The sequence below is a fragment of the Sphingomonas sp. PEI4 genome, from assembly GCF_056679955.1.
Genome location: NZ_CM155258.1, coordinates 649840 through 671251 on the forward strand (window position 1 = coordinate 649840; position 21412 = coordinate 671251).

20 protein-coding genes are annotated in these 21412 nt (G+C 64.8%); 12 read left to right on the forward strand and 8 right to left on the reverse strand.

Translation table 11 applies throughout. The features are described from left to right. Positions 1 to 12: 12 nt before the first annotated feature. From AC1MLZ_RS02825 to AC1MLZ_RS02840, 4 genes are all read left to right on the forward strand, one after another. Positions 13 to 1077, forward strand: coding sequence for a 1,9-bis(guanidino)-5-aza-nonane synthase (locus AC1MLZ_RS02825; RefSeq protein ID WP_480960348.1), 1065 nt, complete (start codon positions 13 to 15; stop codon positions 1075 to 1077). A 200-nt stretch (positions 1078 to 1277) separates the two neighbouring features. Beyond that, positions 1278 to 1703, forward strand: a complete 426-nt coding sequence (locus AC1MLZ_RS02830; protein WP_480960349.1) for an MAPEG family protein — start codon at positions 1278 to 1280, stop codon at positions 1701 to 1703. 81 nt (positions 1704 to 1784) lie between these two features. Then, positions 1785 to 2774, forward strand: coding sequence for an alpha/beta hydrolase (locus tag AC1MLZ_RS02835; protein WP_480960350.1), 990 nt, complete (start codon positions 1785 to 1787; stop codon positions 2772 to 2774). Between the two features lie 78 nt (positions 2775 to 2852). Continuing rightward, on the forward strand, positions 2853 to 3035 hold the full coding sequence (locus tag AC1MLZ_RS02840) for a hypothetical protein (RefSeq protein ID WP_480960351.1): 183 nt from the start codon (positions 2853 to 2855) through the stop codon (positions 3033 to 3035). 27 nt (positions 3036 to 3062) lie between these two features. On the opposite strand, the gene AC1MLZ_RS02845 is transcribed toward AC1MLZ_RS02840, so the two are convergent. The 3 genes from AC1MLZ_RS02845 to thiS all read right to left on the reverse strand — a co-directional run bounded on the left by AC1MLZ_RS02845 (position 3063) and on the right by thiS (position 5274). Continuing rightward, complete coding sequence (locus AC1MLZ_RS02845; protein WP_480960352.1) at positions 3063 to 3722, reverse strand: HAD-IA family hydrolase; 660 nt, start codon at positions 3720 to 3722, stop codon at positions 3063 to 3065. 253 nt (positions 3723 to 3975) lie between these two features. Then, the gene (locus tag AC1MLZ_RS02850; RefSeq protein ID WP_480960353.1) at positions 3976 to 4158 is read right to left on the reverse strand and encodes a CsbD family protein; all 183 of its coding nucleotides are present in this window, start codon (positions 4156 to 4158) and stop codon (positions 3976 to 3978) included. A 123-nt stretch (positions 4159 to 4281) separates the two neighbouring features. After that, positions 4282 to 5274, reverse strand: a complete 993-nt coding sequence (gene thiS / locus AC1MLZ_RS02855; RefSeq protein ID WP_480960354.1) for a sulfur carrier protein ThiS — start codon at positions 5272 to 5274, stop codon at positions 4282 to 4284. 121 nt (positions 5275 to 5395) lie between these two features. On the opposite strand from thiS, the gene aroQ reads away from it, so the two are divergent. From aroQ to AC1MLZ_RS02890, 7 genes are all read left to right on the forward strand, one after another. After that, positions 5396 to 5830 carry a type II 3-dehydroquinate dehydratase gene (aroQ, locus tag AC1MLZ_RS02860; RefSeq protein ID WP_480960355.1) on the forward strand — a complete coding sequence of 145 codons (435 nt, stop codon included), beginning with the start codon at positions 5396 to 5398 and terminating at the stop codon, positions 5828 to 5830. Between the two features lie 14 nt (positions 5831 to 5844). Continuing rightward, on the forward strand, positions 5845 to 6327 hold the full coding sequence (accB, locus tag AC1MLZ_RS02865; protein ID WP_480960356.1) for an acetyl-CoA carboxylase biotin carboxyl carrier protein: 483 nt from the start codon (positions 5845 to 5847) through the stop codon (positions 6325 to 6327). Further along, a complete protein-coding gene (accC, locus tag AC1MLZ_RS02870; protein WP_480960357.1) occupies positions 6327 to 7679 on the forward strand; it encodes an acetyl-CoA carboxylase biotin carboxylase subunit in 1353 nt (450 codons plus the stop codon). The genes accB and accC overlap by 1 nt, the downstream gene beginning before the upstream one ends. A gap of 174 nt (positions 7680 to 7853) precedes the next feature. Further along, the gene (locus tag AC1MLZ_RS02875; RefSeq protein ID WP_480960358.1) at positions 7854 to 8189 is read left to right on the forward strand and encodes an arsenate reductase family protein; all 336 of its coding nucleotides are present in this window, start codon (positions 7854 to 7856) and stop codon (positions 8187 to 8189) included. Positions 8190 to 8370: 181 nt separating this feature from the next. Beyond that, complete coding sequence (locus AC1MLZ_RS02880) at positions 8371 to 8709, forward strand: P-II family nitrogen regulator (RefSeq protein WP_055875939.1); 339 nt, start codon at positions 8371 to 8373, stop codon at positions 8707 to 8709. Between the two features lie 143 nt (positions 8710 to 8852). Then, positions 8853 to 10265: a type I glutamate--ammonia ligase gene (glnA, locus tag AC1MLZ_RS02885; RefSeq protein ID WP_480960359.1), complete on the forward strand. Its 1413-nt coding sequence runs from the start codon at positions 8853 to 8855 to the stop codon at positions 10263 to 10265. 506 nt (positions 10266 to 10771) lie between these two features. Then, complete coding sequence (locus AC1MLZ_RS02890; RefSeq protein ID WP_480960360.1) at positions 10772 to 12109, forward strand: ABC1 kinase family protein; 1338 nt, start codon at positions 10772 to 10774, stop codon at positions 12107 to 12109. A 3-nt stretch (positions 12110 to 12112) separates the two neighbouring features. On the opposite strand, the gene AC1MLZ_RS02895 is transcribed toward AC1MLZ_RS02890, so the two are convergent. Together AC1MLZ_RS02895 and AC1MLZ_RS02900 are read right to left on the reverse strand one after the other, a co-directional pair. Continuing rightward, positions 12113 to 13135 carry a phytase gene (locus tag AC1MLZ_RS02895; RefSeq protein WP_480960361.1) on the reverse strand — a complete coding sequence of 341 codons (1023 nt, stop codon included), beginning with the start codon at positions 13133 to 13135 and terminating at the stop codon, positions 12113 to 12115. After that, a complete protein-coding gene (locus AC1MLZ_RS02900) occupies positions 13135 to 16197 on the reverse strand; it encodes a TonB-dependent receptor (RefSeq protein WP_480960362.1) in 3063 nt (1020 codons plus the stop codon). Before AC1MLZ_RS02900 ends, AC1MLZ_RS02895 begins: the two co-directional genes overlap by 1 nt. A 264-nt stretch (positions 16198 to 16461) precedes the next feature. Here AC1MLZ_RS02900 and AC1MLZ_RS02905 point away from each other — a divergent pair, with 264 nt between their 5' ends. Further along, positions 16462 to 18981: a TonB-dependent receptor gene (locus tag AC1MLZ_RS02905; RefSeq protein ID WP_480960363.1), complete on the forward strand. Its 2520-nt coding sequence runs from the start codon at positions 16462 to 16464 to the stop codon at positions 18979 to 18981. A gap of 61 nt (positions 18982 to 19042) precedes the next feature. Here the strand turns inward: AC1MLZ_RS02905 and AC1MLZ_RS02910 are convergent, their stop codons facing one another. The 3 genes from AC1MLZ_RS02910 to AC1MLZ_RS02920 are packed head-to-tail and all read right to left on the reverse strand — an operon-like array spanning position 19043 to position 21404. After that, positions 19043 to 20377, reverse strand: a complete 1335-nt coding sequence (locus AC1MLZ_RS02910; protein ID WP_480960364.1) for a sensor histidine kinase — start codon at positions 20375 to 20377, stop codon at positions 19043 to 19045. Next, positions 20377 to 21057, reverse strand: coding sequence for a response regulator transcription factor (locus AC1MLZ_RS02915; RefSeq protein ID WP_480960365.1), 681 nt, complete (start codon positions 21055 to 21057; stop codon positions 20377 to 20379). The genes AC1MLZ_RS02910 and AC1MLZ_RS02915 overlap by 1 nt, the downstream gene beginning before the upstream one ends. Further along, positions 21057 to 21404, reverse strand: coding sequence for a substrate-binding domain-containing protein (locus AC1MLZ_RS02920; RefSeq protein ID WP_480960366.1), 348 nt, complete (start codon positions 21402 to 21404; stop codon positions 21057 to 21059). The genes AC1MLZ_RS02915 and AC1MLZ_RS02920 overlap by 1 nt, the downstream gene beginning before the upstream one ends. Between the last annotated feature and the right edge of the window lie 8 nt (positions 21405 to 21412).

The window sequence follows — 21412 nt, forward strand, 5'->3', positions numbered from 1 at the left end:
GAGAAATTAGACATGACCGAAGCCCCCTCCGACACCCGCATCGACGCGCAGCGCAAGGCGGAACTCCTTTCGACCACCGTCGAGCATATCGACATCAAGAGCTTCGACGCGCGGCCGATCGTCGATGCGATGAAGAAGATGTCGTTCACCAGCCGCGACCTCGGCCGTGCGACCGACATCTACAACCAGATGCTGGCCGACAAGGACTGCACGATCTTCCTCGTGATCGCAGGCTCGACGAGCGCCGGCGGTTGCATGGATCTGTATGCCGAGCTGCTGCGCAACAACATGATCGACGGCATCGTCGCGACCGGCGCGACGATCGTCGACATGGATTTCTTCGAGGGCCTCGGCCACAAGCATTATCAGGCGCTCGAAGTGCCGCACGACGACGTGCTGCGCTCGCTGATGATCGACCGGATCTACGACACCTATATCGACGAGGAAGAGCTCCAGCACGTCGACCACACGATCTTCGAGATCGCCGAGACGCTGGAGCCGCGCGCCTATTCGAGCCGCGAATTCATCCGCGAGATGGGCAAGTATCTCGTCGAGCACGGCAAGAAGGAGAACAGCCTCGTCAAGCTCGCCTATGAGCATGACGTGCCGATCTTCTGCCCGGCGTTCGTCGACTCGTCCGCCGGCTTCGGCCTGGTCAAGCACCAGGTCGACGCGGTTAAGGCGGGCAAGCCGTACATGGTCCTCGACGCGATCGCCGACTTCCGCGAACTCACCGAGATCAAGATCAAGGCGGGCACCACCGGCCTGCTGATGATCGGCGGCGGCGTGCCGAAGAACTTCATCCAGGACACCGTCGTCTGTGCCGAGATCCTCGGCCACGACGACGTCCAGGTCCACAAGTATGCGGTGCAGATCACGGTTGCCGACGTGCGCGACGGCGCGTGCTCATCGTCGACGCTGCAGGAAGCGGCTTCGTGGGGCAAGGTGAACACGGGCATCGAGCAGATGGTGTTCGCGGAAGCGGGCTCGGTCATGCCGTTGCTGGCGTCGGATGCGTATCACCGCGGCCTGTGGAAGGATCGTCCGGTTCGCAAGTGGGGCGCAAGCTTCGACTGAAACTATGCAATCCTCCCCCGCTAGGGGGAGGTGGCGCGAAGCGACGGAGGGGGAGGCGACGATACCGTCGGTTGCGCTTTCCTCCCCCTCCGTCAGGCAAGTGCCTGCCACCTCCCCCTGGCGGGGGAGGATCAGAGATACCGTTGCCCCTTCCCGGCAATTGATGCAGCCTCCTCCGGATAACCGGGGGAGGCTTTTTCATGCACAGCGATATCCTGCGGCCGATGGTCGTGCTGATCGCGTGGACGCTCGTGATGCTGGGCTGGACGCTCGCGACGCGGTTGCCGGCGATGAAGGCGGCGGGCGTCGACATGGGCAAGCTCGTCGGCACCAAGGCGTCCGACGCGGATCGATCGCTGCCCCCGCACGTGCAGTGGAAGGCGCACAATCATAACCACCTGATGGAGCAGCCGACGCTGTTCTACGCGGTGTGCGCCGTTCTCGCACTCAGCGGCACGGGCGACGGCGTCAACGCCTGGATCGCCTGGGGGTATGTCGGACTGCGGATCGCGCACAGCCTCGTCCAAGCGACCAGCAACCGCGTCAGGGCCCGCTTTCTCCTGTTCATGCTGTCGAGCGTGATGCTCGTCGCATTGACCCTGCACGCCGCACTTGCCGTGTTCTAAGGGCTCCGCGGCCGCGGCGAATAATCACCGGTCGCGTTGCACGCCCTTCCCCGCACGTGGTCCGATCGTCTAGCATGCGGCATGACCTTCGATCGCCGCTCCCTCCTGTCGCTCCCCCTAGCCGCTGGCATCGCGCCCGCCGCGTTCGCGCAAGCCACCGCGCTGCCCGGACCTTCGGACATCCCGGTCTGGCCACCCGCCGAGCATTTTCTGCTCTGGCCAGGTATACCCGCTGGGGCGCCGAACCCGCTTCCTCGACCCAACCCCGAGATCGCGACCCGAGAGAATGGGTATCGCGATATCAAGATGCGCGGCGTTGCGCGGCCTGAGGTCGGTGTGTTCCGACCGCAGCGTCCCGATGGTCGCGCGGTGCTGGTCATGCCCGGCGGCGGCGATTACCTCACGTCGCTGCGCAACGAGGGAATCGATGTCGCGCGCGTCCTGAACGGATTCGGCATCACCGTGTTCGTGTTGAGCTATCGCCTGCCCTGTGAAGGCTGGGCCGACCGCGCCGACGTGCCGCTGGCCGATGCGCAGAGAGCAATGCGACTGATCCGCGCCAATGCCCGCGCTTATCGCATCGACGCTCGCAAGCTTGGCGTGCTCGGGTTTTCCGCGGGTGGCCATCTGGCGGGATCGGTGACGGTCCTCCACGACTACAAAGCATACAGCCCGATCGACGCCGCCGATCGCCATTCCGCGCGCCCTGCCTTTGCCGGACTGATGTATGCGGTGTCCAACGTCGATGCGGGCCGCAGCCACGGCGGGTCGCGCGCCAACCTGCTGGGTCCCGATCCGCTGCCGGCGGTGCAGGCGCGTTACGCGATCGATCGTCAGTTGCGCCCCGGGACGCCGCCGTTGTTCCTGTTACATGCAGAGGACGACAAGACCGTACCGGTTGCGAACACGGTGGATATGCTCGCCGCCGCTCGGCGCGTCGATATTCCAGCCGAGGCGCACTTCCTGCAACATGGCGGACATGGTTTCGGCACGCGCTTGTCGCCGCGGTCACCGGGATCGCTATGGCCGCAATTGTTCGATCGTTGGATGGGTGAATCGGTCGCCGGCTGAGGTACCACGAGGTTGGATCGGGGCGGCCGGGATCCGCCGCGCAGTTCGCACGTTCTCTTTCCATACGGGAGATCGCAGATGACCCAGCCGCACGCCGAACCGCGCACCGTTTTCTATGAAAATGGCGAGGTCGTCATCGATGGGCCAGACGGAGCAATCATCTCGCTGACCCCCGAGGCCGCGCTGAAGACGGCAGGTCGACTCGACGAAGCGGCGCTCGATGCACTGATCGAACGCGCGCGGGACGATACCGCGCGCTGAGGTTTTCAATGCCGCTTGCTTCGGCGGCTAGCGGGTTAGCCTCATGCTCCCGTCGTCACCCTTGATGACCGCAATATCGGTGTAATTGCGGATGCGTGGGTGGTCTACGCCCGGCAAATGCCCCGGCTGGTGGGTTTCGGTCAGAACGAGCACGTCCGCGCCTGCTGCCTCAGCAGAGGCGATACCGGCAGCGGCGTCCTCGAAAACGAGACAGTCGGTTGCTGAAAACCCGAGTCGTTCCGCCGCGAGCAAGAAGCAATCGGGCGCAGGCTTGCCGTTTGCAACGTCTTCGGCAGCGATTATGGTTGCGGGGATCGGCAGTTTGGCGGCCTTCAACCGCACTTCGGCAAGCGCACGGGGGGCAGAGGTCACGATCGTCCAGCGTTCGGGCGGCAGGCTGGCCAGGAACGCAGCCGCGCCCGCGATCGGCTTTATATCGTCGACGTCTTCCATTTCGGCTGCCGTGATCGCTGCGGCCTCCGCGACCGAATCGACGCCGGGGAGGCCGAGGCGGCGGATCGTCTCGACCGACTGCACGCCGTGGATCGTCGGCAGGAAGGTCGCGACGTCGAGGCCGTGGGCGATCGCCCATCTGGTCCAACTGCGCTCGGCGGAGGCGATCGAGGTGAGGATGGTGCCGTCCATGTCGAACAGGAACGCGGCATAGCTGCGGGTCGGGAGGGTCATGGGGGTGCTCGTGATGGGATTTGGGTCGTGGAGCAAGGAAGTTCGGTTGGACGCGCTGCACCACCCCGGCGAAGGCCGGAGCCCAATTGGCATGTCCGAGGTAACGACGCGATACCGCTAATCAAGGTCGTCCCCCAATTGGTCCCCGGCCTTCGCCGGGGTGGTCGTGGTCGCGGCACCCGGAATCGACCACGCAAAGAAAAGGCCGCTCCGGTTTCCCGAAGCGGCCTCTATTCCCACATCTAGCTAAAGCTTAGATGTCGTCGCCAAGTGCGCCCTTGACGCTGCCCTTGACGTTCTGCGCAGTGCCCTTGACTTGTTGCGCCTCGCCTTCGGCTACCAACCGGTCGTTATCGGTCGCCTTGCCGACGGCTTCCTTGACGTTACCTGCGACCTTGTTGCCGGCTGCTGCAACCTTATCGGTGAACTCGCCCATAAAGGCCTCCTTTGTTTCCGCGAACCCGACTGTCGGGCCGCTTGAACTTGCAGAGGTATAACGGTCGTCTTTACCGTGGGTTCCGTGACGTTTGCGTCATGACCCAGTTTGAAAACGGCCGAATCAGATCAGCCCTGCCAGCGGACTCGAGGGATCGGCGTAGCGGCGCTGCCCCATCCGCCCGGCGCGATACGCGAGCCGTCCCGATTCAACCGCGGCCTTCATCGCCGCCGCCATCATCAGCGGGTCCTTCGCCTCTGCGATGGCCGTGTTCATGAGCACGCCGTCGCAACCGAGCTCCATCGCCACCGCCGCATCCGACGCGGTGCCGACGCCAGCGTCGACCAGCACGGGCACCCCTGCCCCCTCGACGATCAGGCGGATCGTCACGCGGTTCTGGATGCCAAGCCCCGAGCCGATCGGCGCGCCCAGCGGCATGATCGCGACTGCGCCGGCGTTCTCCAGTCGCTTGGTGGCGATCGGATCGTCGACGCAATAGACCATCGGCTTGAAGCCCTCGTTCGCCAGGATCTCGGTCGCGCGCAGCGTCTCGACCATGTCGGGATAGAGCGTCTTCGCCTCACCGAGCACTTCGAGCTTCACCAGCTCCCAACCGCCGGCTTCGCGCGCCAGCCGCAGCGTGCGAATCGCCGATTCGGCATCGAAGCAACCGGCGGTGTTGGGGAGATACGTGATCTTCTTCGGATCGATGAAGTCGGTCAGCATCGGCGCGTTGCGATCCGAGACGTTGACGCGGCGGACGGCGACCGTGACGATTTCCGCGCCCGATGCCTCGACCGCAGCGGCGTTCTGCGCGAAATCCTTGTACTTGCCGGTACCGACGATCAGCCGCGACTTGAACGTCCGCCCTGCGACGGTCCAGCTATCCTCATGGTCGCCACCGCCGACGAAATGGACGATCTCAAGGTCGTCACCGTCCTCCACCATCACGTCCGCCAAGGTCGACCGCGGGACAACCTCCATGTTCCGTTCGACCGCGATCTTCTCGGGCACCAGACCCAGTTCGGTCGCGAGGGCTGCAAGGCTCAGCCCGGCGGACACGCGCTTGTGTTCGCCGTTGACGGTGATCGAGACGGTGCCATCGGAATGGGGCATGGGCATATGGTCCACTATATAGCGAAGGCGCGGCTCGACTTGTCGCGAGACGGGCCTGTAAGGAATGGCGTGAGGCGCATATAGAGACCGCTCCGCAGCACCCGCAACCGAAAGGCCACCCTTGCCCGATACGATATTCGTCCTGAACGGCCCCAACCTCAACCTGCTGGGAACGCGCGAGCCGGAAATCTATGGCGACGAGACGCTCGACGACATCGCCGGGATGCTGGAGGATCGCGCTCGCGAACTCGACCTGACGATCGACATGCGCCAGTCGAACCACGAAGGGCACCTCGTCGACTGGATCCAGGAGGCGCAGGCGCGCGGCGCGAAGGCCGTCATTCTTAACGCAGGTGCATTCACGCACACCTCGGTCGCGGTACACGACGCGATCAAGGGCGTGAAGACGCCGGTGATCGAAGTCCATCTTTCCAACCCGCACGCACGCGAATCGTTCAGGCATGTGAGCCTGGTCGGGCAAGCGGCGAAGGGTACGATCGCGGGTTTCGGTGCGCTTTCGTATGTGCTCGCGCTTGAAGCCGTCGCACGGTTCTGACAGGAGGCCCCGCCATGACCGATACACCAGAAACAACAGGCGCAATGCAGGTCGACGTGACCCTGGTGCGCCAGCTCGCCGAACTGCTCGACACCACACAGCTGACCGAGATTGAGGTTGAAGATGGATCGCGCCGCATCCGCGTCGCGCGCAAGGCCGCTCCGGCAGCACCCGTCGCGCATTATGCACAGGCCCCCGCTCCGGTCTCCGCGCCGCTGTCGATCCCGCAGGCCGAGGTCGGCGCGTCCGCTCCCGCGATCAGCGCGAGCGCAGTCAAGTCGCCGATGGTCGGCACCGTCTATCTCGCCGCCAACCCCGAGGCGAAGCCGTTCTCGACCGTCGGCCAGAAGGTCAACGCGGGCGACACGTTGCTGATCATCGAGGCGATGAAGGTGATGAACACGATCGTCGCGCCCTCGGCCGGCACCGTGACCGCGATCCTGGTCGAGAACGGCCAGCCGGTCGAGTTCGACCAGCCCCTCGTAGTCGTCGAATAATGCCGCAAATAAAGAAGCTGCTGATCGCGAACCGCGGCGAGATCGCGCTGCGGATCCACCGCGCCTGCCATGAGATGGGCATCAAGACGGTCGCGGTCCACTCGACCGCCGACGCCGACGCGATGCACGTCCGGCTCGCGGACGAGGCGATCTGCATCGGACCGCCGTCCGCCGCCGACAGCTATCTGAACATCCCGAACATCATCTCGGCCGCAGAAATCAGCGGCGCTGACGCGATCCATCCGGGTTACGGCTTTCTCAGCGAGAACGCACAGTTCGCCGAGATCGTCGAGCTGCACAACATCCTGTTCGTCGGGCCGAAGCCCGAGCACATCCGCACGATGGGCGACAAGGTCCAGGCGAAGCGGACCGCTGGCGCGCTCGGGCTGCCGCTCGTTCCCGGGTCGGACGGCGCGATCAGCGACATCGCCGAGGCGAAGCGGATCGCGGAGGACATCGGCTATCCGGTGATCATCAAGGCGGCGTCGGGCGGCGGCGGGCGCGGGATGAAAGTCGTCAACGATCCCGACGATCTCGAAACGCAGATGCAGCAGGCCGGCAGCGAGGCGAAGGCCGCGTTCGGCGATGCCACCGTCTACATGGAAAAATATCTCGGTAATCCGAGGCACATCGAATTCCAGATCTTCGGCGACGGTAACGGCAACGCGATCCATCTCGGCGAGCGCGACTGCTCGCTCCAGCGCCGCCACCAGAAGGTGCTCGAGGAAGCGCCCTCGCCGATCATCACCGCGGAAGAGCGCGAACGGATGGGTGGGATCGTCGCCAAGGCGATGGCCGACATGAGCTATCGCGGCGCAGGGACGATCGAGTTCCTGTGGGAAGCCGGCGAATTCTACTTCATCGAGATGAACACCCGGCTTCAGGTCGAGCATCCGGTGACCGAGATGATCACCGGGCTGGACCTGGTGCGCGAGCAGATCCGCGTAGCCGAGGGCCATCCGCTGACGCTCCGCCAGGAAGACGTGCAGTTCCGCGGACACGCTATCGAGTGCCGCATCAACGCCGAGGACCCGCGCACCTTCGCGCCGTCGCCGGGATTGGTGAAGGTGTATCACGCGCCGGGCGGGATGCATGTTCGCGTCGATAGCGGGCTGTATGCGGGCTACCGCGTGCCGCCTTATTACGACTCGATGATCGCCAAGCTGATCGTCTACGGGACGACTCGGCAGGGCGCACTCCGCCGGTTGCGGCGAGCGCTCGAGGAGATGGTGATCGAGGGGGTCACGACGACGATTCCCTTGCACCGTGCGCTACTCGACGATCCCGAGTTCCAAGAAGGCGCGTACACGATCAAGTGGCTGGAAGAGTGGCTGGCCAAGCAGGGGGTGTAGACTTCCCCCGTCACCGCGGACTTGTTCCGGGGTCCACGGTCCCGCGAACTCATGTCTATCGAGTGTGCGGAACGGTGGATGCCGGAACAAGCCCGGCATGACGGAGGTGCGTAAAGCACCGTCCTCCCAGCGAAAGCTGGGAGGACGGTGGCAAACGATAATAACGGAGCATTCGTGAAGGCGACGATCTACCACAACCCGCGCTGCTCCAAGTCGCGCGAGGCGCTCGCGCTGCTCCAAGAGGCCGGGGCGGACTTCACGATCGTCGAATATCTGAAAAACCCGCCGACCCGCGCCGAACTCGTCCGCCTCTACGACCGCGCGGGCATGACGCCGCGGCAGGGCCTCCGCATGGCTGAGGACGGCGCCAAGGCGGTGAAGCATGGCGACGCCGAGGCGATCCTAGATGCGATGATGATCGATCCGCTGCTGATCGAACGCCCGCTGGTCGAGACCGACAAGGGCGTCCGGCTCGGCCGCCCGATCGCACGGCTGCACGAAATCCTGTGATTTTGCGCCCTGCCCTCGCATTGCGCACGCACCAACCAAGTGCCGCAATTTCGGGCAGTGAAATCGACGATATTCCGCGGTTGCCCCAGCGCGCCGCGGCTGGCACGCTTGGTGCAAGGCGCCCTTCAGGGCGGACGGCTCGCTCGCATGAGCGAGGGTTTCAACAATCGGGGGCGTACCTGTGAAAAAGATCGAAGCCATCATCAAGCCGTTCAAGCTGGATGAGGTGAAGGAAGCGCTGCACGAGATCGGCGTGAGCGGCATCACCGTGACCGAGGCCAAGGGCTTCGGCCGGCAGAAGGGCCATACCGAACTCTATCGCGGCGCCGAATACGTCGTCGACTTCCTGCCTAAGGTAAAGCTCGAGGTCGTCGTCGAGGACGGCCTGGCGCAGCGCGTCGTCGAGGCGATCGCCGCAGCCGCGCAGACCGGCCGGATCGGCGACGGCAAGATCTTCGTCATCCCGGTCGAGAGCGCGCTCCGTATCCGCACCGGCGAGCGCGACGACGACGCAATCTAGTTTTCTCCCATACATACGGCGTTGACGACGGGTGACGACATCGTCATTTGACGCAGCGCAACATTGTGTGGAAATCCTGTTCCATACAGCAATTAGATTCCCCCGCACTGCGTGGGCAATCTCCTAAACGAAGGGCAAGCATCATGGCGAATTCGGCCTCCGACGTTCTCAATATGATCAAGGACCAGGAGATCGAGTGGGTCGATCTGCGGTTCACCGATCCGAAGGGCAAGTGGCAGCATCTGACGATGGTCGCCAGCCTGATCGGCGAGGACGAACTCACCGACGGTCTCATGTTCGACGGTTCGTCGATCGAGGGCTGGAAGGCGATCAACGAGAGCGACATGACGCTCAAGCCCGATCTCGACGCGATCTATATCGACCCGTTCTCGGCGACGCCGATGATGATCCTGATCTGCGACATCGCCGATCCAGTGACCGGCGAGTTGTACGCACGCGATCCACGTTCGACCGCCAAGCGCGCGGAGGCGTATCTGCTGACCACCGGCGTGGGCGACACCGTCTATGTCGGCCCCGAAGCCGAATTCTTCATGTTCGACGACGTTCGCTTCGAGAACAGCTATTCGACCAGCTACTACAAGATCGACGACATCGAGCTGCCGGGCAATTCGGGTCGCGAATATGAGGGCGGCAACATGGGGCATCGTCCCCGCGCGAAGGGCGGCTATTTCCCGGTCGCGCCGGTCGATTCAGCCGTCGACATCCGCGGCGAGATGGTCTCGACGATGATCGAGATGGGCCTGCCGTGCGACAAGCATCATCACGAAGTCGCGGCCGCACAGCACGAGCTAGGCCTGACCTTCGGCACGCTGACGCAGACCGCGGATCGCATGCAGATCTACAAGTACGTCGTCCACCAGGTCGCACACGCGTACGGCAAGACGGCGACGTTCATGCCGAAGCCCATCAAGGAGGACAACGGCTCGGGGATGCACACGCATTTCTCGATCTGGGAGGGCAAGACCCCGCTGTTCGCCGGCAACGGCTATGCGGGCCTCAGCGACATGTGCCTGTATTTCATCGGCGGCATCATCAAGCACGCCAAGGCGGTCAACGCGTTCACCAACCCGTCGACCAACAGCTACAAGCGCCTCGTCCCCGGTTACGAAGCACCCGTGCTGCTCGCATACTCGGCGCGCAACCGCTCGGCATCGTGCCGCATTCCGTACGGGACCGGCCCCAAGGCGAAGCGCGTCGAAGTGCGTTTCCCCGACGCGCTCGCCAACCCGTATCTCGCTTATGCGGCGCTGATGATGGCCGGCATGGACGGCATCCTCAACAAGATCCATCCTGGCGAAGCGATGGACAAGAACCTGTACGACCTGCCGCCGGCAGAGTTGGCGCAGGTCCCGACCGTCGCGGGTTCGCTCCGCGAGGCGCTCGAATGCCTGCTCGCCGACCACGACTTCCTGCTGAAGGGCGACGTGTTCTCGAAGGACCAGATCGAGAGCTATGTCGAGATCAAGTACGCCGAGGTCGCGCGCTGGGAGATGACGCCTAGCCCGGTTGAGTATGATATGTATTACAGCGGCTGAGCTGCCGTGCCGGCAGCGGTGCGCGAGAGCGCACAGCCGCTGTCGGCCGGCGTCGCGGACCGCGACGACCGACGGCGTGGCTTCGCCACGTCGCTGATTGAGACAAGGGCGCCCGGAGAAATCCGGGCGTCCTTTCTTCTTTCAGGCCAAACGAAATCCCTCCTCCTCGTCCCGGCGAGTTCAAATGGTAGGAGAGATCAGACCAACGCCCCCATTCGTCATTCCCGCGGAGGCGGGAACCCATACTGGCTGACCGCGCGATAGGAGCGCGAGCGGTCGAGGATATGGATCCCCGCCTTCGCGGGGATGACGATGGCGTTTTGGCTCGAGTGCGTCCGCGCCAAGCATGTTTCCCCGCGAAGGCGGGGATCCAGTCTGGGCTCCCGCCTTCGCGGGAGAACTGGAAGGGGTAGCTTCGGTTAACTTCGCGGGTGGGCTCCGATTGATCGACTGCTCCCGCCACCCATATCCCTCCCGAGACCTCCCCGAAAAACCAAGGAACATCCGTGACCGAAGACTGCGGCAACAGCGCCGGACGCGCGATCCCGAGCGGCCGCCTCGCCCGTCTCGGCGTCTTCGGCAAACTCGCAGGCGGTGTCGCCGGCGGCGTCGTAGCAGAAGGCGCCCGCCGTCTCGCAAACGGCGAACGTCCCAAGATCGGCGACCTGCTCCTCACTCCCGCCAACGCTACGCGCGTCGCCGATCAGCTTTCCCATCTCCGCGGCGCGGCGATGAAGTTGGGGCAAATGATCTCGATGGACGCGGGCGACATGCTCCCGCCCGAGCTCGCGACGATCCTCGCGCGCCTCCGCAACAACGCGAACCACATGCCCCCGCAGCAACTCGACCGCGTGCTCGCCGCCGAATGGGGCAAGGACTGGCGCCGCCGCTTCGCGCATTTCCAGGCGCACCCGGTCGCTGCCGCCTCGATCGGCCAAGTCCACCGCGCCCGCCTGCCCGACGGGTCAGAGCTGGCCATCAAGGTCCAGTATCCCGGCGTGAAGGAGAGCATCGAGGCCGACGTCGACAACGTCGCGACGCTGCTCCGCGTGTCAGGCATGCTTCCCAAGTCCCTCGATATCGCGCCGCTGCTTGCCGAGGCGAAGAAGCAGCTTCACGAGGAAGCCGATTACCTCCGCGAGGCGCAGATGCTCGCGCGCTACGGCGACCTGCTCGCCGACCAGCCGCAGTTCGTCGTGCCTATGCTCTATCCCGATCTCACGACGCCGCGCGTTCTCGCGATGAGCTTCGTCACCGGCGTTCCGGTCGAGACTCTGGAGACCGCGCCGCAAGGCGTCCGCGACCGCGTCATGCACGACCTGATCTCGCTCGTGCTGCGCGAACTGTTCGACTGGCGGCTGATGCAGACCGATCCAAACTTCGCCAACTACCGCTGGCAGCCCGAGACCGAAAAGCTCGTCCTGCTCGATTTCGGCGCCGCCCGCCCCCTCCCCACCGAAACCGGCGAAGGCTACCGCCGCCTGCTCACCGCGGCGCTGGCCGGCGACCGCGACGCGGTGCGCGAGGCCGCCATCGCCGCCGGGTTCCTGGGTGAAGCGGCCGTGCTGCAACACCGCGCGCTGGTCGACCGGATGATCGACGTGATCCTCGCCGAACTTGCCAAGCCTGGCCCGTTCGATTTCGGCGACCGCGCGTTCGTCGGAGTCCTGCGCGAACAGGGTACAGAGATCGCGCGCGACCGCGACACCTGGCACCTGCCCCCGATCGATACGCTGTTCGTCCAGCGCAAGATCAGCGGCACTGCCTTGCTCGCCGCGCGCTTGAAAGCCCGCGTCGACATCCGCACTATGGTCGCCGCCTATTGCGACGGCGTGCCATCGTAAAGATCAGCGCAGTTTCAGCGCGCGCTTCACGCCGGACCAGCTGACATATTTGAAGTTCTGTGTGGCGGGCGCGTTGTCGCCGTCCTGCGCGACGAACAGACCCTGAGGGTAGGCGGGGCCGAAGTTGCCGAGCATCAGGTCGACCCCGTCGGTGTCGCTGGTCCCGTCGATGCCGCCCCCGCCGATCCGGAAGCGACCGGCATAGGTGACGCCCGGCAGGCGATAGAGCGTGTAGGCGTTGTCGCCCTGGCTCGACACGACGAGATAGCCACCGTTCCTGCCCGACGGTGCGAGCGCGAGGCCTTCCGCGTCGGCGACCAGCGTCTTGCCGTCGACCTTGGCGATCGCGGTTGCCGTGACCGATGCGGATGGGTCGGCATCGAACCGCCAGAGGCCGAAATCTTCCTCGGCGACGTAGAGCTGACCGGTGCGATCGTCGACGACGCAGCCTTCGGACTGGGTACCCAGCTTCATCGAGCGGACCGTCGTGACCTTGGGCGACGCGCCGGAGAGGTCGATCGCGACCTGGTCGATGCGGCCGTCCTTCAGCACGACGAAGCCGAACAGCGCGTGGTCGCGCGCGCGGGTCCAGAGGCACATGCCGTACGCCTCGCCCGGCCCGACCGGGAAGCGGCCGAGCGGGACCAGCTTTGCCGCCGCGGTATCGAGCGTGAACAGCGAGACATGTGCAGTGGCAATGTCCGCCCGATCGCTCGCGGCTGCGATCACGCGTCCCCCGAGATCACGCAGATCGACGTTGTTGAGCCGCGCGGCCGGGGTAAAGCTCAACCGCTTGCCCGCCAGGCTGTAGACGTGGATCCCCGCCTTCTTGTCGGTGCCGATGACGAGGCTCTTTGCCGGATCAGCTGCGTTGCGCCAGATCGCGGGATCGTCCGCGGCATCGGCCGCGGTATCGACGGGGTCCGTTTCCGCTGACGCAGCGACCATCGGAGCCTCGACCGCCACCGGAGCCGAGGTCGTCGCACATCCCGCGAGCAACAGCGCCGCGAAGGGTAGTACCCGCATCAGAACGTCACCCGCACGCCGCCGGTATAACGCCGCCCGAACGTCTCATGCTCGATCGTGTATGCCGACGATCCGACATAGCGACGGCCCGGACCGTTCAGCAGATTGGCAAAATCGCCGTAGATCTCGACATTGCCGTTGATCGCATAGCGTACCGACGCGTCGAGTTCGTTGTCCTTGGCCCAGTAGAAATCGCCGCCATCCACGCCGCGGACGACGCCACCGATCGTGTCGACCGGGCCGATCGCATCGAGCCATGCCGAGCGGTTCTGATACGAAACGCGGGCCGAGAAGCCGTATTTCTCGTAATAGGCGATCAGATTGTAGATCGCATCCGATGCGCCAGGCAGGCGAACTTTCCGCGAGGGGATCGCGCCCGTTGCAGGCGTGTCGGCCCGGCTCTTGTTGATCGTCGCGTTGAGCTGGACGCCGAAGCCGCCCATCCATTCGGGCAGGCCGAGATCGGCGGTGAAGGGATCAAGCTGCTGCTGGATCGCGCCCTCGATCCCCATGATATAGCCTTTACCGCCATTGATGATGGTCGAATAGACATAGCCCGACCGATCGATCCCGGCGGTGTTGAGGTTCGTCTGGCCATAGGTCCGCGTGGAGTCGAACAGGACATCGGTGACGTCCTTGTAATACGCGCCGATCGACAGGAAACCGCGCGGCATCGTGTAATATTCGACGTAGACATCGACGCCCTTGGCCTTTTCGGGCTTTGCATCGGGATTGCCGCCAGAGATGGTCGCGTTCGCGTCGTTGAAGCTCAGATTAGGGCGCAACTGGTCGTAATCCGGCCGCGCAGCGCCGGTGTTGAACGACAATCGCGCCTTCATCCGGTCGTTGACGTCCCAGTTCACGTGGAGGCTGGGGTAGACGAGCGTCTGGCTCGACTTCACGTCGATCAAGCCGAGCGACGAGAAGGCGCGGGCGTCGTTGCGAATATGCTCGACGCGCGCGCCACCGATGACGCTGCCCCAGTTGGTCGTCGTCGTCGCCATCGCATAGGCAGAATAAACCTTCTCGCCGACATCGTAGAAGTTGGCGTCGGTGGACACGAAGGGGCTGACCGCCTTGGCTTGCTCGACCAGCGCCAGGACCTTGTCCCGATCGAAATACTGGAACTGGTAGCCGAGCGGGATCTCGCCCTGGAACCCGCCCGGCTTGGCGATGGCGGCGTACCCCGTCGCGATGCCGGCAGCGGCGAACTGGGCCGGCGTGCTCAGGTCGATCAGATACTCGTTCGCCGTCTTGGTACGATCGTCGTAGCGGAGACCGGCCGCGAACACCGTCTGCGCACCGAACACCGAGGCCTCGCGGCTGATGTCGAGCTTGGCGGTATAGGCCTCGGTCACATCCTTTGCTTTCAGCGAGCGCAGTCGCGACAGCGTACGCGGGAAGTCCTCGATCGAGGTTACCTGTGCGCCGCGCGAGAAGGTGCCGTCGGCGTTGCGGATGGTGCGGAACAGCTGGACCTTGGCGAGCTGTGGGTCGGTCAAATCATAGCCGACGGTCAGGCGGTTGGCGGCGTTCGCACCGTTCGTGCCGAACGACGGGCTATCATAATTGAGCTGAGCAGGCTGCGAGCGATCGTCGATCGAGCGCGTGAAATTGCCGCGCCATGCGACCTTCCACTCGCCCAATTCGTGATCGCCGCCGACCGTGTTGGTGAACACCGACTGCTTGTATTTGCGCACGGTGAAGTTCGAGTTGAGATCGATCCCGTAGACCGTGCCGAGCAGCGGCGTGTTGCCGGTGCACACATCGGCATAACCGGTCGTGCCAGACGCGGGCCGCGCGTTGACGGTGCAGGCGGCAGTGCCGTTGGGCGTGCGTGACTGCTGGTCGTCGAGATCGAAGATGTAGTTGTTGCGCTGTTCGTCGTCCTCGAACGCGGAATAGATCGTTTCGGCGAACAGCTTGTGGCCGGGCGCCGGGCGCCAGTCGAGCCGGGTCGACAGCGAGTAGTTCTTCCGCGTCAGGCGGTACAGCTTGTTCTCCGTCTCGCGCGCCCATTTGCGGTTCTCGAAGCCCGGGCGGCGATCGCGGTCGACCGCCTCGAAATCGGTCTCGAAATTGTCGGTGACCATGCCGCGGCGATACAGGCTGGCGGACGAGACGATGCCGAACTCGCCGATGCCGGTGTCGATCCGGTCGGAGATGACGAGCGAACCCTCATATTCGGTTTTCTTGCCGAGTTCGACATGGCCGAGACCACCCTTGGCCTGCACCTTCATGCCCGGATAATCGAACGCCGACCGCGTGATGATGTCGACGTTGCCCGCGATCGTCTCGCCGGTCATGTCGGGCGTGACGGCTTTCCGCACGATGATCTGCGAGGCGATAGCCGACGGGATCGAATCGAACCGGGCGTCGCGGCCTTCCGGGCTGACGACGTTGATGCCGTTGATCGACAGCGTGGTCCAGTTGATCGGTGCGCCGCGAAGCGTGATGTAGCGCGCCTGACCCTGGTCGCGCTGGACGCCGACGCCGGGCAGGCGGCTGACTGCCTGGGCGATGTTCTGGTCGGGCAGGCGACCGATCGAATCCGATGCGATGACCGAAACAAGCGAGGGGCTGGTCCGCTGGATCTGGAGCGCAGCGGCTTCGGATTCCGCGATCGGCCGCGAGCCGGAGACGACGATCTCGTCGCCCTCGCCTGCAGTTGCGCCGACATTGGTCGTCATCGCCACGTCGAGCGTCACTACGGCATCGGCAATCGTCACCGTCCGGCGCGCGTCGGGAAAGCCGACGTAACGGATCACGAGTTCGTGCGTGCCCGCAGGGACGCCGACCAGCGAGAACCGCCCGGTACGATCGACCACGGTCGACAGTTCGAGCGCCGGGATCGAGACCGATGCGCCATCGAGATAGTCGCCGCTGCCGGCCTGCGACACGGTGCCGCTGATCGCGCCGGGCGCGCGGGGTGCACCGACCGGCGTTGCAGCGTCGGGACGCGCATGGGCGCTCGCGATGGTCAGCGGGCTCAACGCGCAGCCGGCGAGCAGCACATGCGCGAGGACGCGACCGCGGACGCGGTTCGACAGGTTCGATTTCATGGTATTCCCCCGGGTGGTCCCGGCTTCTTCAGCCGGCTTGGGAGGCGCGGTAGCGGTCGCACATGGCACCGACGTTACTTTTGCATGACAGACGCGTGACAGCGGGATCAACAGAGATCTCCTCACGCGGGCGCGAGAGAAATCTCACATTAAACCAACGTTAAAATCGTCGGACACGGAATTCTTATATTCGTAACGGACGTGCCACGACCGCCGCCTATCGCGCCCTTCAAGGCAAGCACTGCCTCAAAAGGGAACTTCTCGATGTTGAATTCAGCAAGCCTGCGCTTGCGGCTGCTGGCCGGCGCCGCCCTGACGATCGCGATCGCGTCGCCAGTGTTCGCAGCCCCCGCACCGACCGCCGTTAAGGATGCGGCGCCTGCTACGGTAGCCCCGACCGATCCCCAGCCTGCGGCGGACCCAGCGCCCGCCGCGGACCAGACAGGGCTCGGCGAGATCGTCGTCACCGCGACCAAGCGCGAGACGAACCTGCAGAAGACGCCGATCGCGATCAACGTGCTGAGCAGCCAGGCACTGACTGACCGTCACGTCCAGAGCCTGTACGACCTTGCCGATGGTGCCGTGCCAAGCTTGCGCGTGGCGACGTTCGAAGCGCGCCAGTCCGCGCTGACGATCGGTATCCGCGGCATCGTGCCGCTCGACGCGAACCAGCCTGCGCGCGAGCAGGGTGTCGGCGTTTATATCGACGGCGTCTATCTCGGTCGCCAGCACGGCCTGAACGCCGCGCTGTTCGACGTCGACCGGATCGAAGTCCTGAAGGGCCCGCAGGGCACGCTGTTCGGTCGCAACACCGAGGGCGGCGCACTGAGCATCGTCACCAAGGGCCCGAGCGGCAAATGGGGCGGCAGCGCGACCGGCGGGATCGCGAACTACGGCAGCTATAACGGCGCGCTGCATCTCGACCTGCCGGAAACCTACGGCGTGTCGTTGAAACTCGACGGCGTGATTCAGCATCAGGACGCGACCACCAAGAACCCGCTCGCGGACCAGACCGGCTTCAACTATTATCATCGCCGCGGCTTCAAGGCGACGGCGCGTGTCCGCCCGATCTCCGGCATGACCGCCGATTTCAGCTACGATAACGGCTACGACTCGAACAGCCCGTTCTACAGCCAGCTGCTCAACGTGAACCCGAACGGGTGCAAAGCCGGTGCCCAAGCCGCCTCGCCGGCCTGCGCGCTGCCCGGCACCAACTACACGACGCTGACCGGCAACGTGAAGCCGCTGCCGAGCCAGGTCGTCGTCAACGGCAACAGCCGCATGAAGGTGGCCGATATCGGCGTGCCGCAGCAGCCGAGCATCGACAAGACGCACGGCTTCACCTCGAACATTCGCTGGGACGTCGCGCCCGAGATCGAACTCCGCTCGATCACCGCGTGGCGCGGCGTGAATGCGACGCAGTACGACAATAGCGGCGGCTATCACCGCGTCCCCGTCGTCGCCGCGGGCTGCACCGGCACCGCGTGCAACTTCAGCCGCTACAGCCTCGCCGACCTGCACCAGAACCAGTTCAGCCAGGAATTGCAGGCAGTCGGCACGGTCGGCCAGTTCGATTACGTCGCCGGGCTGTATTATTTCAACGAACATATCAGCGACGACGCGGCGACGCCGAACTCGCTGGCGTTCAACTCGACGCTGGGAACGATTTCAGTGCTCGACCCCTGCACCGGCTCGGGCGGATTCGGGTGGCAGGAGGGTTGCCGCTCCATCGACCGTGCCTCCGAAGTGCATTCGAAGAGCTATGCGGGCTACGGCCAGGTCACCTGGAACGCGACCGACCGCGTCCACCTGACCGCAGGCGGGCGCTACACGCGCGACGAGAAGCAGGGCGTGCTGCATTATTCGCGCAACCTGAACTACGACACTGCCACCGCAGCGCAGTTGACCGCGGCCGGCTATGCGCCGCTCGACGCGACCTGGAACCGGTTCAATCCGATGGCGACGCTAGCCTATGACGCCAGCGATTCAGTCCACGTCTATGCGAAATACGCGACCGGCTACCGCGCTGGCGGTGCCAGCTCGCGCACCTCGAACTACCAGACGTTCAACCCGGAAGACGTGAAGTCGTACGAGATCGGCGCAAAGACCGACTTCTGGAACCACCGCGCCCGCCTGAACCTTGCCGGCTACATCATGGACCGCAAGAACAGCCAGGTCGACATCAGCTCGATCCAGACGACCGCGTCGGGCAGCTTCAACAACCTGGTGACGATCAATGCGCCTGGCATCACCAAGATCCGCGGTATCGAGGCCGACCTGACCGTGCAGCCAGTCACCGGCCTGACGCTGGCCGCAGGGTATGCGTACACCTACACCAAGATCCCGCCCGTGCTGATCGCGTCGACCGGCGTGTACCAGGACTTCTACATCGTGTTCACGCCGCGCAACGCCGCCAACGGCTCGATCGATTACACGATGCCGGTCGGTGATATGGACCTGAAGTTCCACCTCGACGGCAACTATTCGCAGGCTACGCAGACCTTCGACCAGTTCGCCACCAAGAACGATCCGGCGTTCATCGCCAACGCCCGCATCGCGCTGGCCAACATCCAGGTCGGTGGCAGCAACGCGGTGACGATCTCGGCGTGGACGCGCAACCTGTTCAACAAGCAGTATGTGTTCCGTCGCGATCCGTCGAACAGCCTGCCGGGCGCACCGACCTCGGCCACGGCCACCTCTGGCAGCATCGGCAACATCCTAGGCGACTACGGCAATTTCAACGCGCCGCGCACCTACGGCATGGAGGCTTCGGTCAGGTTCTGATCGATCGGTAAGACTGCGGGACGACCCGAGCAGGCACCAGCCCGCTCGGGTCGTTTTGCGTTCAGCCCAGCGGCAGGCGGATGACGACGCGTAACCCTGGACCGGCATCTTCGAGCGTCACCGTGCCACGATGCAATCGCACGATCGCGACGACGAGCGACAGGCCAAGCCCATGCCCGGCATCGTGTCGGCTTGCGTCCAGTCGCCCGAACCGTCGTAGCGCGAGTTTCCGTTTGTCATCGGGAATGCCGGGACCATCATCGCGGATGGTGAGCAACGCCGCCCCCGTCGACGGCATCACGTCGATCTCGATCCGCGTGCCGACGGGCGTATGCCGTATCGCGTTTTCAATGAGATTGACGACGAGCTGCCCCAGCAGTTGCCGATCGCCCGTAATGCCGGTCGGAACCGCAGAGACCATGAGCGTTCGCCCGCTATCCGCAACCACCGGCTGCATCATCGCGCAGATCTCGTCCGCGAGCACAGCCAGATCGATCGGCGCGAACGCCGCGCGACGGTCACCGCCCTCGACTTCGGCGATCCGCAACATCGCAGCAAACATCGCCAGGAGTTCGTCGCTCATCGCGATCGCCGCGTCGAGGTCGTCACGTTGCGCCTCCGTCTCCGCCCGTCGCCATGACAAGGCAAGCTGGCTGCGCAGGCGTGCCAATGGCGTGCGAAGATCATGCGCTATATCATTGGAGACGTTGCTGATGCTCGCCATCAAGTCGGCGATGCGATCGAGCATCCGGTTGAACGCGATCGCCTGCTGCGCGAACTCGCCGCCCGATCGGTCGACCGGCACACGGCGCGTCATGTCGCCGTCGATGATCGCATCGACCGTCCGCCGCATCTCGCCGATCCGCCGACTGATGGTCACGACGAAGAACGACAGCCCGCAAACGACGATCAGCAGGATCGACCCGAACCCGATCAGGTAGATGCCGATCCGGGCGGGGACATAGTCGTCGAACGGCTCGGTCTCGGCGACCGTCGTCAGCGTCATGCCGCCACCGAGATCGCGAACCAGGGCGCGCCCGGCGGACAGGCCGATGATCCGATCGCGTCCCCGTAGCGTGGAGAAGCCCAGTGCCAGCCGGCGAGGCAGCCTGATATTGCCGGCTAGGCTCCGGCCATCCGCAGCGAGCAACAGGAAGCCGATATCGCCGGTGTCGCGTTGCCGCATCGCAGAGTCGATCCGACGAACGATATCCGCCGGCTGACGATCGGCTGGTACGCCGCCGACTTCGTCGTTCACCATCAGGATGCGGCGATCGACCAGCCGCTCGACCGTCCTGAGTGTCACCGAATAGATCGCGAAACCGGTGCCGAGCGTTGCCACGAGAAACGCCAGCAGAAAGGCCAACGTCAGCGTGCGCAGCGAGCGAAAGCGCATCAGCCGCGCAACATATAGCCGACGCCGCGTACCGTCATGATCGGGTCCTCGCCTCCCTCGGCGGTCAGCTTCACGCGCAGGTGGCGGACATACACGTCGACGATGTTGGTGGTCGGCGCGAAGTCATAGCCCCAGACCCGCTCGACCAGCATCGTGCGCGTCAGCACCGTATCGGCATTCGCGACGAACTCGCTCAGCAGCTTGAATTCGAGCTTGCCGAGGTCGATCGCGGTGCCGGCCCGCCACGCCCGGAACCGGGTCGGGCTGACGACGATGTCGCCCGCGCTGATCGTATCCGCGCTGCCTGCCGTCCACCCACGCGCACGCACCAGGGCGAGCAGCCGCGCGTTCAGTTCGACCGCCGCGATCGGCTTGACCACGTAATCGTCCGCGCCGGCCTCGAGTCCCTCGACCTTCTCGACCGAACGGCCGAGCGCGCTGAGCATGATAACCGGCAGCGTCATGTTCCCGCTCCGCAACCGTTCGAGGACCGAGATTCCGTCGATCCGGGGCAGCATGCGATCGAGCACAACCGCGTCGAACGGCTGGCTATCGATCGCGGCCAGCGCCTCGCGACCGTCGGGTGCGACCGTGACGACATGATCGAACCCGCGCAGTTCCTCGGCCATGCCTTGCGCGAACACGCCATCGTCTTCGACCAGCAGAATGTTCAGGCTCATTACGAGGTATCGCGCGCGACGAGAACCGGTTTCATTTCCACCGACGGCGCATCCTCGCCGGCGATCCGGGCGAACAGCGCGGCGACCATCGCCCGCGCGCCCGTGGCTACATCCTGTCGGACGGTGGTCAGCCGCGGCACGGTCTGCTCGGCGAACGGGAGATCGTCGAAGCCGGTCACCGTCCGCACTTCGCCGAAAAAGGCGAGCCGCCGACAGCAGCGCGCGATCAGCCGTTCGCCGGCGAGCCGGTTGGCGCGGGATACGGTGCCGGCGTGCACCCCGGCGAACCGCGCCAGTTCCGCGATGTTGCGGATACGCGCGGCGGGCGGAAGGATCGGTTCGCTCATCGACGGAC